The 15,595-nt window shown below is 45.6% G+C and carries 10 protein-coding genes; 9 read left to right on the top strand and 1 reads right to left on the bottom strand.

Going from position 1 to position 15,595, the window contains the following annotated elements; all coding sequences use genetic code 11:
* The first annotated feature begins 26 nt into the window (after positions 1-26).
* The 8 genes from pulA to MKY75_RS18280 all read left to right on the top strand — a co-directional run bounded on the left by pulA (position 27) and on the right by MKY75_RS18280 (position 10,653).
* Positions 27-2,561 (top strand): type I pullulanase, encoded by a 2,535-nt coding sequence (gene pulA, locus MKY75_RS18315; protein ID WP_340886190.1) that lies wholly within the window; start codon positions 27-29, stop codon positions 2,559-2,561.
* Between the two features lie 232 nt (positions 2,562-2,793).
* A complete protein-coding gene (locus MKY75_RS18310; RefSeq protein ID WP_029515690.1) occupies positions 2,794-3,435 on the top strand; it encodes a 50S ribosomal protein L25 in 642 nt (213 codons plus the stop codon).
* A gap of 284 nt (positions 3,436-3,719) precedes the next feature.
* Entirely contained in the window at positions 3,720-5,216 is a 1,497-nt protein-coding gene (locus tag MKY75_RS18305; RefSeq protein WP_340886189.1) for a methyl-accepting chemotaxis protein, read from the top strand.
* Positions 5,217-5,404: 188 nt separating this feature from the next.
* Positions 5,405-5,653 carry a hypothetical protein gene (locus tag MKY75_RS18300; protein WP_165149643.1) on the top strand — a complete coding sequence of 83 codons (249 nt, stop codon included), beginning with the start codon at positions 5,405-5,407 and terminating at the stop codon, positions 5,651-5,653.
* Positions 5,654-5,697: 44 nt separating this feature from the next.
* The gene (locus MKY75_RS18295; RefSeq protein WP_340886187.1) at positions 5,698-7,359 is read left to right on the top strand and encodes a sensor histidine kinase; all 1,662 of its coding nucleotides are present in this window, start codon (positions 5,698-5,700) and stop codon (positions 7,357-7,359) included.
* The gene (locus MKY75_RS18290) at positions 7,356-8,120 is read left to right on the top strand and encodes a LytR/AlgR family response regulator transcription factor (protein WP_029515686.1); all 765 of its coding nucleotides are present in this window, start codon (positions 7,356-7,358) and stop codon (positions 8,118-8,120) included. The genes MKY75_RS18295 and MKY75_RS18290 overlap by 4 nt, the downstream gene beginning before the upstream one ends.
* Before the next feature lie 190 nt (positions 8,121-8,310).
* Positions 8,311-9,564, top strand: a complete 1,254-nt coding sequence (locus MKY75_RS18285; RefSeq protein WP_029515685.1) for an L-lactate MFS transporter — start codon at positions 8,311-8,313, stop codon at positions 9,562-9,564.
* Between the two features lie 177 nt (positions 9,565-9,741).
* On the top strand, positions 9,742-10,653 hold the full coding sequence (locus MKY75_RS18280) for a serine/threonine protein kinase (RefSeq protein ID WP_029515684.1): 912 nt from the start codon (positions 9,742-9,744) through the stop codon (positions 10,651-10,653).
* Between the two features lie 44 nt (positions 10,654-10,697).
* On the opposite strand, the gene MKY75_RS18275 is transcribed toward MKY75_RS18280, so the two are convergent.
* A complete protein-coding gene (locus MKY75_RS18275) occupies positions 10,698-12,785 on the bottom strand; it encodes a vWA domain-containing protein (RefSeq protein WP_340886186.1) in 2,088 nt (695 codons plus the stop codon).
* A gap of 640 nt (positions 12,786-13,425) precedes the next feature.
* On the opposite strand from MKY75_RS18275, the gene MKY75_RS18270 reads away from it, so the two are divergent.
* On the top strand, positions 13,426-15,594 hold the full coding sequence (locus MKY75_RS18270) for a hypothetical protein (RefSeq protein WP_023989860.1): 2,169 nt from the start codon (positions 13,426-13,428) through the stop codon (positions 15,592-15,594).
* Position 15,595: the final 1 nt, after the last annotated feature.

Raw genomic sequence — 15,595 nt, 5'->3', positions numbered from 1 at the left:
TGTACAGAAATGGGTGGTGAACAGAAATGTCAGATTTCAATCAGCTTAAGGAGCTTGAGCACACAAAATATCCCATATATGAAGGCTATGATTTGGGTCTTACTTATACGCCTGCGGGCACCAAGTTCAAGGTATGGGCCCCGACTGCGAAGCAGGTCCATATAGCGTTGTATAGCGATGCGGGGGCGTACGATCAGGAGGGGAACGTTCAGGAGCACGGCGGGGGTCAGGAATTTCTCATGATCCGTGATGATCAAGGGGTATGGTCTATAGAGCTGGAAGGTGACTGGAACAAATATTATTACATGTACAGGCTGGAGTGGGCGGACAACACTGTTCATTATGCTGCCGATCCATATGCCACAGCGGTATCAGCCAACGGGCAACGTACAGCGATCATTGATTTGGCTCAAACCAACCCGGATGGATGGGAATTGGATGCGGGGCCTACCCTTAAGCGGCCGACGGATGCCATTCTCTATGAGGTTCATGTGCGTGATTTTTCGATGGATACCCATTTTAATACAGGGAAAAAAGACTTATCTGCTGCTCAGGGACGGTTTGAGGCCTTTACGTATACGGGATTGAAGGATCCTGAGGGGAACAGTATCGGGCTGGATCATCTGCTGGAACTGGGCATTACACATGTTCATTTGCTTCCAGTAGCTGATTTTCATACGGTGAATGACTTTGCGGAATTAGATACTGAATATAACTGGGGCTATGATCCCCAGCATTATAATGTGCCGGAGGGGTCTTATTCTTCCAATCCGGCTGATCCGGAGGCACGTATACGAGAGCTGAAACTGCTGGTAAAGTCTTTGCATTCTGCCGGCATCGGTGTCATTATGGACGTTGTATACAACCATACGTATTCGGTGGAACAGGGGCCATTTGAGCCTGTTGTACCTGGATACTATTACCGCACGGATGAACAAGGGCAGCTCACCAATGGATCAGGTGTAGGCAATGAGGTGGCAACCGAACGTCCGATGGTGCGCAAGTATATCAAGGATTCACTACGCTATTGGGCAGAGGAATATCATATAGACGGCTTTCGATTTGATCTGATGGCTCTGATTGATACACCAACCGTGGTGCAGCTTACGCAAGAACTTCGCTCTGAAGTGCGTTCCGATCTGCTGATCTATGGTGAGCCTTGGACGGGAGGAGAATCTCCACAACCCTTGCTTACGCTAAAAGGAACACAACGGGACAAAGGCTTTGCTGTTTTTAACGACAACTACCGTTCTGCTATTAAGGGGGATAGCGACGGTACTGGAAGCGGGTTTGCCACGGGGGCAGAACATCAGGAGGAGCAGGTGCTCAAAGGTGCTTTTGGGGCTATTCATGATTTCACAGCTCAGCCATCGGAGACCGTCAATTATGTAACTGCCCACGATAATCTCAATCTGTGGGATAAAATTTTGACGGTAAGACATTTGCGGGAGCACTGTCGTTTTCCACAATGGGAGCAGGGGAAGCCACAGGATGGGAGGACACCTGAACATGCTGTTGCCGAAGCAGATCCGTATGAGGAACTTGATGAAAATAACCTGCTAGAGGACGAAACCGTGCGCAAGTCCCTGTTGGCCAACGGCATGGTACTCACATCTCAAGGTATTCCTTTTATTCATGCAGGGGATGAACTGTTGCGCTCCAAATATGGAGACCACAATAGTTACCGGAGCTCAGATGTGGTCAATGCCATTCATTGGGATAACAAGGCGAGGTTTCGCCCCGTGTTTGATTACTACCAAGGCTTAATTGCTTTGCGACGCAGCCACCCAGCATTCCGAATGGACCAACGTGAGCTGGTGGAGCAGCACATGGAAGTGCTGCAAAGCAGTGGGCATGTGGTGGCCTTTGCTTTGAGGCACCATGCTAACGGCGATGCCTGGAATCATATTGTGGTGATTTATAACGGCTCGGATACGGAGCAGACGATAGTATTGCCTGCGGAATCGGATCGTTGGCATGTGGTCGTGGACGCACACGGGGCTGGTAATGAGACACGGTATGAAGTCGTAGGCCATCGTGTAACTGTATCGCGCTGGTCAATGATGGTGTTATATGATCAGGAAGAACCTGCACGAGTCTCCTTTTTGACTGAACAAGATCAGGCTAATCGTCAGGCGGAGAACGAATTGGAAGACTCGGATGAGGGAACAGATCAAGAAATTGCAGGTACAGCCATGGCTTTGACAGATGTGCAGCTTGGAAACGATAATGAAGTCGCTCCATTTCGTACGATTGAACTGATCTACGAGCGTACGGATCGGCAATACACTGGCTGGAACGTATGGGTATGGGGAACTGGGCATCGCGACGGACATGTCGAATTTCGGGATTTGGATGACGGTCGTGCAATAGCGCGTATTCAGGTGGCTCCTGATATACAGCGAATTGGCTACATTGTCCGGCTTAATCACTGGGATGCCAAGGATGTTGAGGCAGATCGATATATTGATATAGACCAGAACCAGTCTGTGATGCAGGTACTGATCCATAGTGGCAGAGAAGAATATTTGTTACTGGTAAATGATAATCGGGCCGGTTAGACTTGCGTGCTTGGTTGCGTATATACACAAAAATAGCATTTTTCGATCATTTCGAGAAATGCTATTTTTTTATGCAAACGTGTGTCAGTTTCAGAAAAAAGGGGTAAAATAGAATTATGGACTTGTTTAGTTTTGCCAGCTAGCTGGCTTACATCCTGTAGTACGACTGGTAAACAGGCAAGATTCTTGGAGGAAAATCATTTGTAAGGTAACCTGAAGGAGGTTGTATATCATGAGTTCTAATGGAGGAAGTATTCAACTGACCGCCCAGCCGAGAACAGAGAAGAAGGGTTCGGCCATTCGTGGATTGAGGTTAAAAGGACGGATTCCAGCTGTGGTTTACGGCTCTGAGCTTGAAGGAACCCCTGTACATGTCGATGCCAAGGAATTTAATAAAGTAGTCAAAACCGGACGTTCAGAGGTGTTTAACCTCACAGTAGAGGGTGGAGAAACCATTCCAGTTATTATTAAAGATTATCAACAGCGTGATAACCAATGGTTGCATGCCGACTTTCTGAAAATCTCCAAAAACAAACCGCTTCGCGTGCGTGTTTCTATTGATTATCAGGGTACACCTGCAGGTACAAAAACAGGCGGTATTCTGCAAGTTCAGGAAACGGAAGTTGAGGTCGAAGGTCTTCCGGCTGATTTGCCATCTACCATTGAGGTGGATGTATCCGCGCTGGATGTTGGCGACAAGCTGAGCGCTAGCGACTTGAAACTCCCTAAAGGAGTAACACTGCACGTCCCTGAAGAAGAACTGCTTGCTTCTATTATCGTTCCACGTGCAGTTGAAGTAGAGAATGCTGCTGTGGAAGGTGATGCAGCGGCAACCGAAGGCGCTGAAGAGGCTTCTGAAAACAAGGAATCCTAATATTATCAGTGGTACATGAACCTTTTCCAATTGCAAAGATCATCAAAAATGAATTCAAAATCGCTCCCTGTCAGGGGGGCGATTCTTTGCATTCATTTATTTACAATTACATACTCTTTCCCTTTAAGAGTTGTCCTGTTGTAATTTGACGATTAAAGGGAATGTGGAGTGTTTGCATGATTTTCATTCACTACGTGTTCTGATATGACGATATATAAAGTATGGTATTTACATTTTTATTTTATAAATACCTAATATATATTCTAAGGAGCGCGTACACAATCATGGACAGAACGAGTGAATTGTTGTGGCAAAGAAACAAATTGGTGATCATTATTTTTTGGATTATGGCCTTGAGCGGCATCGTCCCGGCATTATCTAATCCCTCGATGTGGGTATCTAATGGTGTAGGATTTGTAGTCGCGGCAGTTTTAACGATCCTGAATGTGAAAAAGAAAGGAATCCGCCTTATTCCGTGGATTACTACGTTTTTTAGCGTATTAATGTGTATATTTTTGAACTTATCTAGCGTCGAGGTAGTGACCACCATATTAATCTGCTCTTTGTTTTTGCTGTATCCATCTTACCGATATTTTCTGGTAGCTATGTCCTTAAATCTCTGTAATATTTTTGTGCAAATAACAATCGGTACGCCCGCAATTCCCCCGGCTACCGGTTCTTTGCGTTATGTGCATGAGTTTATTATTGTTTTACTCATTGGTTTGCTACTGTTAGTGGTGTCGGTGTTAAATCAAAAGCAGTTTAAGAAAAGTGAAGAGCAAAATAAAGATATCGAAGCTACAAGGCAACGAATTGAATTTCTTTTTGAGCAAGTTAGACAAGCAGTGGCTGGATTGCATAGCTTTACAGAACGATTCAGGAATCAAGTAGATGCGACGGGCAGCGTGACAAATGAAGTCGCTATCGGGTTTCAGGAGGTTGCCAAAGGGGTAGAACTGCAAGCTTCGAATATCACCGAGGTTACGGATAACTTGGCCCAATCTGACCAGCACGTGCGAGAGGTAGCTGATCATTCCCGAGAACTGAAGCAGCTTTCCGAAGATACGAAAAATGCCGGGGACAGAGGGAGCAGTCAACTGCTTGCATTAACGTCTCAAATTAAGGATTTGGGTCAGGTCATGAGTCGTACCAAAGAAGAACTGGACGAGTTTAGAGTACAAAGTGATAACATGTCTGCCATGCTTAAAGATATTACTCAAATCTCGAAACAAACTAATTTGCTGTCCTTGAATGCATCCATTGAGGCCGCCAGAGCGGGAGAGCACGGAAAAGGGTTTGCCATCGTAGCTGGAGAAGTGCGTAATTTGGCTGAAATGGTAGGGAACACCTCGGTAGCGATGGAAGCTATTTTGACCCAGCTGAGAGCACAGATGGATTCCGTCGTAAGCCAATTTGGCATGGGACAGCAAAGGTTACAGCAAAGTATGGAATCGGCACATTCGACCGAAATTGTACTGGAAGACATCCTGCAAAACGCCAATAAAGTGCTGCAGCAGGCCGTGGATGTGGAAAACAGTACGAATAGCATGCAGCAGTACTCATCTCAGGTTGTTCAAGAGATGACGGAATTTTCAAGTGTAACGGAACAAGCGAGTGCAGCGTCAGAACAAATTTTGGCTGGAGTAGAGGAACAACGAAATATAACCTCCAATATGGTGACCGGGTTTAGTGAGCTGGAGGCGTTGATTATCCAATTAAAAGAACTGGTACATGATCAGAAGGAGTACAACAGTCCTACCGAAATCAGCAAAAGCAAATAACCGAAATGCTTCATTATCGGATTAGAGATCCGGGGATTATCGCTATCAAGCGGTACTCTCCGGTTTTTTATTGCGTTTGAAGAAGGGAAATGAAGAAGAGGCGATTTCTCGAAGCTATAATTAGATGGAAGTTGATGGTATAATTTGTGGCAGTTTAAATGCTTTATAACTAAGGGGGGAGAAATTCTATGGAGTTTAAATATTTGTTAATCGGCGTGTTAAGCCTATTGGGTAGTGGAGTGATATATACGATGGAGCGCTTTATATCCGTCATTCAATGGGCTGCGAATTCTGTCCCTGTTAAATTGAATAGTTCAGGTATATCTATGTCAGAACCTGATATGCCGAGTTTTGTTGACAATATATTTGTTATTATTTTATTCGTATGTGGCTTGATGATACTCGGGTATGGTGTGTATGAACGACGTACACGATAACATAGCCTAAGAAGGCGTATCCGTTTTATTTGGGAGGAACGCAGATGAACGCCTTGTTGGAAATGCTGATGCAGCTCTTTGAGCGCGCAGCGTTGTTACTGATTTGTTTATTTTTTATTACACGTATCCCACGTTTTAAGGAAACCTTGCAAAAGAACAGCCATTCTCCGGCAGAACTGGCCATACTAACATTGATTTTTTGCACGTTTGCGCTGTTTGGCACCTACACCGGGATTGAAGTCGAAGGTTCGCTTGTTAACGTTCGAATCATTGCAATTATGGCGGGCGGTATTTTGTTTGGACCCTGGGTTGGGATCGTTACAGGTATTGTATCGGGTATCCATCGTTATCTAATTGATATCGGGGGAGTGACCTCGATTCCGTGTCTGATTACGAGTATCTTGGCAGGTGTGGTGTCAGGATATATCGGTCGTCGGGTCAACCGTTCCAAGAGATGGCTGGTCGGTATCGCCGCAGGTATGGTCTGCGAAGCGTTGACGATGCTGCTCATTATGGTGATGGCACAACCCCATAGCCTTGGAGTGGACATCGTTTCCAAGATCGGCCTACCGATGATTATTGGAGAAGTCAGTATCGGTTTAATCGTTCTGTTGATCCAGAGTGTGGAAGGGGAAAAGGAGAATATCGCGGCCAGACAGGCCAAGCTGGCACTGGATATTGCCAACAAGACGCTGCCTTATTTTCGCTCCATTAATGCGGAATCCTTGCATACCATTTGTTCGATCATAAAAGAAGATATTAAGGCAGACGCGGTGGCGATCACGGATACCAGAGATGTGCTGGCCTATGTCGGTTTTGGCGAAGAGCGTTATCACATCGGAGATGAGATCATTAGCGATGTGACTAAATCGACGATCCGCAGCGGTAAAATCACGATTCGCAACCATATTGCAGACGATAAAACACCCCAAATCCAGTCTCTGCTCATTATTCCGTTAGAAGAGCGGGGAGAAGTAACCGGAACGTTGAAGATTTATTATCGCAAAGCTTATAAAATCACGTATCCGTTGCAGACGATGGCGATTGGCTTGTCTCAAATCATTTCCACGTTAATGGAAGTGTCGCGTGTGGAGCAAATTAAGGAAGCGGCGAATAAAGCTGAGTTAAAGGCACTCCAAACGAAAATTAATCCCCATTTTCTGTTTAACGCGCTGAACGCCATTGCCTCTACGACACGCACCAAGCCGGATAAGGCCCGAGAGCTAATCATTAATTTATCGGGCTATCTGCGCTATAATTTGGAGCTGAATGATGATTTGATTGAAATTCATAAGGAGCTTCAGCAGGTGTCTGATTACGTGGAAATTGAAAAAGCACGCTTCGGCAACCGGCTTCAGGTAGAGTATGTAATGGATGAGGTGTCTGTGCGTATTCCAAGTCTTATTATCCAGCCCCTGGTTGAGAATGCGATTAATCACGGAATTCTCAAGAAAAAAGGATCAGGTACAGTAACTATTTCTGTAAAGGATCGTGGAGAAAAGGTGCGTATTTCTGTGGCAGATACCGGGGTAGGTATACGCGATGATGTTGTGGATAACCTGTATCATGATCGGGTTCCGGCTAAACAGATCGGCTTGTACAATGTGCACAGACGGCTCAAGCTTATGTACGGCGAAGGAGTTATTATTCTAAAGCATGAGCCGGGCACCGAAGTTTATTTTGACATACCAAAGGAGAAGTCATGAAGGCCATAATTGTAGAAGACGAACTTCCGGCACGTGAAGAGCTGGAGTATCTTATTCAGACTCATAGCAACATTGAGGTGACCGATAGTTTCGAGGATGGGCTAGATGTGTTTCGGTTTCTGCAAGATCAGGAGACGGACGCGATCTTTCTGGACATTAACATTCCTTCATTGGACGGGATGCTACTGGCACAGAACATTAGCAAATTTGCCAAAAAGCCCTATATTATTTTTACGACCGCCTATAAAGAACATGCGGCGCAGGCTTTTGAACTGGAGGCGTTCGACTACATCCTCAAACCATATGATGAAAAAAGGATCGCATCTATGCTACGTAAGCTGGAAAATGCTTATGAGCAGCAGAACGTTCCAATACAGGAGCCTGTCCAGACGGCGCAACCCCGAGCTGCTGAAGCCAGCACCGTTGCTGCGCCAGGTCGTATTAATCTGCTGAAAAATGACAAAATCATCGTAACGGATGCGAACGATATTTACTATGCGTGTGCGCAGGAAAAGGTGACCCGTGTCTTTACTAGGCACGAAGAATATACGATGCCGATGAGCATTTCAGAATTTCATAGCCGGTTGCCGCAGCAGGACTTTTTCCGCTGTCACCGATCGTACACAGTTAATCTGTCGCAGATCCGTGAAATTGTACCTTGGTTTAATCATACGTATCTCCTGCGTTTGCGTGGACTAGAGGCTGAAATTCCAGTAAGCCGTAGCAAGGCCAAAGAATTTCGGCAAATTATGCGACTTTAAAGGCATTTCATTCCGCTATATGTGCATTTCATTCCTCAAACGATTTCTGGCTGACATGCAGGGTTATAATAACCCGTGTAGAGAGAATCCTTACAGACTTGCTCCTCCTCAGGCGCAATGTATACTGGATTCCCGGTTATCATAATCACAAATTGACGCTGTAGAGCCGGAATGAAAAGAGGAGATTGAAATGAAAACAAACAGCGGAAATCGTTGGCTTGTCGTACTTGGAACAATAATTGTACAAATGGGATTAGGAACCATTTACACATGGAGTTTATTTAATCAACCGTTGGTGGACCGCTTTGGCTGGAACCTCAGTTCGGTTGCCATTACATTTTCAATTACCAGTTTTGCACTGGCGTTTGCTACCTTATTCGCAGGCAAACTACAGGATAAATGGGGACTACGTCGTTTGATTTTGTGTGCAGGTGTCGTGTTAGGAGCAGGGCTCATGCTCAGTTCACAGGTAACTTCGTTATCCCTGCTATATATTTTGGCGGGTATTGTCGTAGGTTTTGCGGATGGAACGGCATATATTACATCACTTTCTAATCTGATTAAATGGTTTCCTGAGAAAAAAGGACTTATTTCCGGTATTTCGGTTGGGGCATATGGAACAGGCAGTCTTATATTCAAGTATATTAATGGTTCGTTGATTCAGTCCGTTGGTGTATCGCAAGCGTTCTTATATTGGGGAATGATCGTGCTGATCATGATTGTGGGTGGTTCTTTCCTGGTAAAAGAAGCTGTAGTCGTGAACAAGCCTTCGGTACAAAATGGGGTCGTACAGCGGGACTACACCGTTAAAGAAATGTTGCGCACCAAGCAGGCATACCTGCTGTTCGTCATGTTCTTTACCGCTTGTATGAGTGGTCTATACCTGATTGGAGTCGTCAAAGATATCGGCGTACGGATGGCCGGTCTGGATGTAGCAACAGCCGCTAATGCGGTCGCTATGGTCGCCATTTTCAACACGGCGGGTCGGATCATTTTAGGTGCGCTATCGGATAAAGTAGGTCGTCTGAAAGTAGTAGCGGGTGCTCTATTAACAACGGCGGTTGCAGTTACAGTGCTGAGTCTATTACCGCTGAATTATGGTTTGTTCTTTGCCTGTGTAGCAGGAATTGCTTTTTGCTTCGGCGGCAACATTACAGTCTTTCCTGCCATCGTAGCTGATTTCTTCGGTCTGAAAAATCAAAGCAAAAACTATGGTATTGTGTATCAAGGCTTTGGCCTCGGTGCGCTGGCGGGATCATTTATCGCAGCCTTGCTCGGCGGATTCATCCCGACCTTTACCACGATTGCGGTGCTGTGTGTCGTATCGTTCCTGATTGCCCTCACCATTCGCACTCCGGAACAAGGTAAAGGCAAACTGCGCAGTGAACGGAAGAAAAATACGAACAGTGTGCGCAGCATGAAGCCCGGAACGAAACTGGGATAAACGATTTGAGAAAAAAGAACCAGATGAATGCCAAAAGACCTGTCATCATTTCTCTGTGGGAGATTATGGCAGGTTATTTGTTTTTCCAATAATCTATTTTACGGTATAATGAAAAGATGTGTAATAAGCCGATATATACAAAAGACATAAGCTAAGAACCTGACAGGAGGACGAGTCATGATCGTGGATACAAGCGGGAATCTGCTTGCCCGCAATACGAAGCTGCGAAATACATATCAAATTCGAAGCGCCTTGTCCCGCAGTGAGCTGGCCATCGTGTATACGGCAAGGCTGTTGGATAACCGAGAAAAGGTCATTGTGAAGGAATTTTTTCCGAATGCACTGGCTTTGCGGGGGATGGATCGAAAAACGGTCACTTGCGGTGCTTCTATGCAATCCAAATACGTGGAGTTTATGCATTATTTTTTGCGTGAAGGGCAAATGTTGAAGGAGTTAAGTCACCCGGGAATTGTCGGTTATATAGATCACTTTGAGGAAAATGGAACTGCCTATCTGGTCATGGAATACTGTGCAGGCAAGACACTGGATCGAATGATGAAAGAAGAGGCTGCGCCAACGTATGACCCCACTTTTTTGTACCATACGCTGCTACCTTTAATTGATGCCATGGAGTACATTCATGATAAAGGAATTATTCATCGGGATATTAAGCCGGGCAACATTATGATTGGGGAAAATGGCAACGTCAAGCTGATTGATTTTGGTTCGGCTGTGCATTTTGAAGGCAAAGAGCATCCGATCTTCACCACGGCGGGCTATTCCCCGCTGGAATTTTACTCTAATCGTTCGCAGCAGGGGCCTGTATCTGATATCTATAGTTTGGCTGCCACGCTGTATTATTGCCGAAAAGGAACACCTCCACCAGATGTGCCAGGCCGATTATTTGCAGATCATGCTGAGCGGATTCAGATTGAAAATGCGGGACTTTCTCTGCTGCCGTATGTCATTCGGCGTGGTCTGGAGGTACAGGCTAACAAGCGCTGCCGCTCACTTCGATGGTTTAAAGCCGCACTACGTGCGGAATATTGGATAAAAAAAGGGAAGCGCCCTACTCTTACGGTTCGTTAATCGTAAGAGACGGTGCTTCTCTTTTTTTTACGTTGTGGCGGACATTATCCTGTCGGAGCCTGGATATGGTCGGTGTACACTGAAGTATTCGGTTTAATCGCTTTGTATCGCAGCTCGATTTCAGTGACACCATCCTCGAATGTAATGTACAGTTTGTCACTGTACTCCATGACCGCTTTTTTGTTGCGGGCTAATCTGATTTTTCCATGCTGTAAGGCACAGCGTGTATCATGTTTCACGATCAGGCTCCCTTTTTTACCTGCGGAAAATAGGATCCGTTCTGCTTCTGGCAACGGTTCGTGAACGTCAAGCGTACGGAACAACTCCTGCAAGCTGACCTTACGACCCGGAAAGGAGGTGAGCGGCCAGGATTTTACGGGAATCTCATGTCCACTTGCTGTAGCGAGAAAATATCCTTCGATTCTTCCGGCAAACTGCGGCTTCGGCCGCAAGAACCAATACAGTAGAGCGGCTACCACGATACTGATGGCTACTGTCCATTTAATGGCTGTATACCGAGATTGTACGGAAACGGTTAGTGTAGCGCTGCTGGATGCTCCTTCCGGATCGGTAGCAGTAATCTTTAGCTGAGAGTCACCTGTGTGGAGCTCGGACAGCAGCAGATCATTACCGTTAATCTCAGCATGGATCGCATCCCCAGAGGCTTCTGAATCCAACTTATAGTTCAGCTTGTCATGATTCGGGTCAACAATAAAATCCGATACACTTCGATGGGAATCACCGTCTTCTTTCACCAGGTGAATCGTCAGGTCTTTTAAGACCTGTGGCGCTGCATTGGCCGCGTGAACTTTATGTACAGTTCCCTTACGGTACCATTGCGGACTATCCAGAGATAGCTGCCATGTATAATCCCCGGTTTGAGGGAACGCATATTCGGTATGGAAGGTTCCTGACTTATAGGTCATAGGCACCTTTTTGGCTGTGCCCCCCTTTGGAGTAACAATAATATGGGCTTGGAGAGACGTATATACGGCTTCATCCGTAAGCTTTTGACTGTCGGGTAACAGGAGCTGAGCTTGAAACGGTGTGGCTTGACCTTTCAGCAACTGCACAGGCTTGTCGCCATGAGTGGCCGATGCTTGCTTTCCTCCCATGGTTGCTTCGGCTTCCAGTCGGTAGCTGCCAAGTAAATTGATTTTCACCAAATCTCCGCGTATGCCCCGTAGTTTCAACTTCACTTTACCTGCCTGTGGATGCTCGGTTTTTAAAATCGCATATCGGCTCGACTTGTACCTGCGGACATTTTCTGAATTGGAATATAGCTGTGTTTCCAGAAGGGGATGCTCCGACAAAAGCACCAGATTAGCTTCCTCCATACTGGAATCAGGTAGAGTTACAGTTAATTCCTGCATCTCGCCAGTGGTCGTAATTGCAGCAATTGGAACGAGCTTGGAACGAATTTGACTGGCGAAAATACGGTTCAGAATTTCCGGCAGATCCTCGGCACTACTCGTAATAAAAGAAGCTCCACCCGTTTGAGAAGCGATCCGTTCGAGTTCTTGTCGGTTCACTGTGCCATCATGGTTCAGACCAATCGTATACACTGGATATCCCTTGGTCTGTGCAGATTTGATGACAGAGGATACATCGTTATTGGAGTCGCCTTTGGATCGGAAACCAGAGGAGGCACCAAAATCAGTCTCTCCATCGGACAACAGAATCATAAAAGGCTGACGCCCTCGGGATGCTCCTGCCGCTAGAAGCTCCGAGCCTTTGCGCAACCCAAGTCCCAAATCCGTATAACCGGAACGGTTAAGTGTTCTGATTTCCTGCTGGATCTGGGATTTTTGCGCTGCCACGGCAATCGAAGTGAGTGGTTTCGAGGCGACCACGTGATGATTGTAGGCAACGAATCCGACGCGTGTGCGGTCTGCATCACTCAAATCCATAAACATATTGATGACTTCCGCGGCAATGCCCTCAGGATCGGTATCCCTCATGGAATAACTGGTATCCAATACAAAAACGGCATCATAACCCTCGATCGGGACAGCGCCTAAAGATGCTGCATTAGCCTGATTTACAGTGCAAATGACCCCGTTTAAGCCCATTTGTAAAAATAGTACAAAAGTCATGAAAATGATAATCCCTAGTTTCCTTATTCTGAACATAAGCTCCTCCATCGCCGAGGCCAACATGGGGGGATCAACTCTCCTAATCCTTGGGATATAAGGGATAAAGGATCAAAACAGCTGATAACCCTCACATTAGCCATGAATTTGATTCTTTTACGCTTATCAGAAATATCCAATGGACTTCTATCGGTAATTAAGTTCCATTTGTGAATATTTCCCTGAAGAAACAGGTCTAACATATCATGAAAATTACGTATTCACGCATAAAATGAGTCAAAATGCCCTGTTTCAATCTGAGACTACAGAAATTGACAAAACTGAAGGGTGCTTTGTATGATAGCTCTCGTATCAACGGCAAAAATTGGGATTGAAGTTAGGAATACGAAATCATAAATTTAAAATTTCTGTGTTATCTGACTTTGTAATTCTAGAAATACATCTCATTTGCATCCTTTGTCGTTAAAAGCCGAATAACGCTTCGGACCGATTTTCGAGGTTACATGCCTGTACCGTAAATGTGGTATAAGCTCAATCCTTTGACGAATTTAAATGTTAAGTAGGGGGGAGGAGGCAAAAGAACTAAAAATGAGTATTCGTCCGTTTCAAATTGGACATCCCGTGTCCGTATATGGAGCAATGGACCTATAACTCATACTTTATTCATTTGCCGACAGCGATGGAAATCATTTATCAAACCAACCGGACAATGCTTTTTGAAGAGATTAACCCGGAAAAGCTGGACCTGATCACCATAGTAGGTGATGTGAAGGGTATTGACAGCTTGAGCGATGAGAAGATCAAGGAAATTAATCAGCACCTTCTGGTGCGCAGCTTTGACGAATTTTTGGATAAGTTTTCGCCGACCGTGTATTCGTTTTTTAACGCGGCCAATCAAAAAGTCGTCTACACCCTTAAAAAGCCAGAAGGAATTGATGAGGATAGCATTTCTGAAATTCGTGTAAATCAAAGTAATGACTTTCTGAAAATGTTGTTTACGCTCATCGATACCAAGCGGAGTCAAGGAATCACTAATGTAGATTTCAAATTTGAAAATCTGCTGGATATGATTTCACCGAAAAAGGTCATGGATGATATTCGCCAAGTCCGCAAAGAAATTCACTATATGTACGGTGAATACGACAAGCTGGATGATGGTGACCCGAAGAAACTCGACATGGGGGACAAGCTGAATGGCATGTTCGAGGAAGCGAGTCAAAACTACAACAACGTTATGGCTATGCTTCCACTGGCAATTGAGGACATCAAAACCCGCCTTCTGCTCGGTGGCGCGCAAGAGGAAAACTCCGGTGAACTGATCCAGGTGGGCATGCTCTCCATTGGGGAAAGCGGCGAACTGAAAATTATTGAAGCGCCGAAGAGCGACAGCACTGAGCTGATGTTGTTGGATGAGAACAGCACTGGCGATCTCTCTCAAGTATTCGAAGAAGATTATAACTCTATCACAGATACGCCTTCTGATTATGTGAAGGATTTGGTAGTTCGCACGTTTGTGCCACTGCCAGCTGTTCAGACCAAGGTGGATACAGCAGTTGAGGTTCAGAACTACAACACGTATCTGGAGTTCTATAAAAATGCCAAGGACGATTTCGTAAAGGCGGTTAAGCCGCTTGTGGAAAAAATTCTCGGTGTCAAAATGTTCTTCGATCAATATGCAACGAAGAGCAAAGGCATGCTGCCGACAATGCTGGTGGCGAACAACAAGCTGGACATGCTGGTAAAAAGTAGCAATATTCCGCGCCTGGAAACGTACCTGAACACTGTGAATGCTAAGAATGAATTCAGCGACACGATCTGGTTCGGTATCGTTCCATCCGTCGAGCTGGAAGCAGCCGGTAAGGTAAAGGTTTCACGTGAACGCTTCAAGGGCAACGAGAAGGTCGTTAAGCAGGGCGGAAATTCTATGGAATCGCTCTCGATGTTGCTGCAAGTCGTGAAGGATTACAAAATTCAAATGTTCTTTAATTTTGAATCCGGTGAAGAAACGACTTTCAACAGTATGGCAACAGCAGGCATCGATAAATATGTCGATAAATGCGCCAGTCTCGTTCGCAGAGAATATAGCGAATTTGCAATTCCTTGTGTACCGAACTTTACGATTATTCCGAAGGACAAATCGGGTGTCATTATCGACAGCAAAATGCTACAGACCGAAGATGGTGTACAGCTCTCTAAGGAGAAAGAGGATATTCTCAAGCTGTGGATCGAGGGCGTTTATGTAGGTGCAGCCTACGTTGCCGCCGGCTTGGTTGCTTCCTATCAGTGTCCTGAATACCTGCGTGAGACGTTCAAAACGGTCAATAAGAACTTCCCTGGCGTACGCTTCGACATCGAAGCAGGAGACAACAGTCTGCGCACGGTAACGACGATGGCCAAGGAGATCACCGGTTTCACTAACACGATCAAGGATGCCATCAACCGTAAAAACTTCGGCTTTGTATTCTCGTCGGAGAATGCACAGATCCAGGATAAGGATATCCGCCGGATTACCGTCTACAAGGCGAGAAGCATGGCGATGTCCGAGGACGGTTTTGACTCCATCTACAAGACGCTGGTCAGCACGTATATTGAACGTATTTTGCGCTACCAGACAGGGGACTTCAAACACGAGAATATCGTCCGTTTCTTCAGTAACAATCCGAGCAGTCAGAAGAGCAAGTGGCTGAGCAGCAGAGGATCTGTTAACTCGATCATTCAGGACGGAGACGATATGAGCTTCATTATTGATGAGAAAAGCAATATGTGCCATATCGACCTGGTCTTCAACGGTAATGTGAAGAACCTGGAAGTCATGATCACTAAAGGAACCAGCTCGGTCAAATCATGAT

Source organism: Paenibacillus sp. FSL L8-0663 (assembly GCF_038008125.1).
In the GTDB taxonomy this organism is placed as follows: domain Bacteria; phylum Bacillota; class Bacilli; order Paenibacillales; family Paenibacillaceae; genus Paenibacillus; species Paenibacillus polymyxa_D.
This window is presented reverse-complemented; position numbering and strand designations above follow the sequence as displayed.

Excerpts from the sequence above, each read along its gene's own strand:
- MKY75_RS18285 (WP_029515685.1), top strand. The coding sequence starts at position 8,311 with ATGAAAACAAACAGCGGAAATCGTTGGCTTGTCGTACTTGGAACAATA.
- MKY75_RS18280 (WP_029515684.1), top strand. The coding sequence starts at position 9,742 with ATGATCGTGGATACAAGCGGGAATCTGCTTGCCCGCAATACGAAGCTG.
- MKY75_RS18275 (WP_340886186.1), bottom strand. The coding sequence starts at position 12,785 with ATGTTCAGAATAAGGAAACTAGGGATTATCATTTTCATGACTTTTGTA.
- MKY75_RS18305 (WP_340886189.1), top strand. The coding sequence starts at position 3,720 with ATGGACAGAACGAGTGAATTGTTGTGGCAAAGAAACAAATTGGTGATC.
- MKY75_RS18270 (WP_023989860.1), top strand. The coding sequence starts at position 13,426 with ATGGAAATCATTTATCAAACCAACCGGACAATGCTTTTTGAAGAGATT.
- MKY75_RS18295 (WP_340886187.1), top strand. The coding sequence starts at position 5,698 with ATGAACGCCTTGTTGGAAATGCTGATGCAGCTCTTTGAGCGCGCAGCG.
- MKY75_RS18300 (WP_165149643.1), top strand. The coding sequence starts at position 5,405 with ATGGAGTTTAAATATTTGTTAATCGGCGTGTTAAGCCTATTGGGTAGT.
- MKY75_RS18310 (WP_029515690.1), top strand. The coding sequence starts at position 2,794 with ATGAGTTCTAATGGAGGAAGTATTCAACTGACCGCCCAGCCGAGAACA.
- MKY75_RS18290 (WP_029515686.1), top strand. The coding sequence starts at position 7,356 with ATGAAGGCCATAATTGTAGAAGACGAACTTCCGGCACGTGAAGAGCTG.
- pulA (WP_340886190.1), top strand. The coding sequence starts at position 27 with ATGTCAGATTTCAATCAGCTTAAGGAGCTTGAGCACACAAAATATCCC.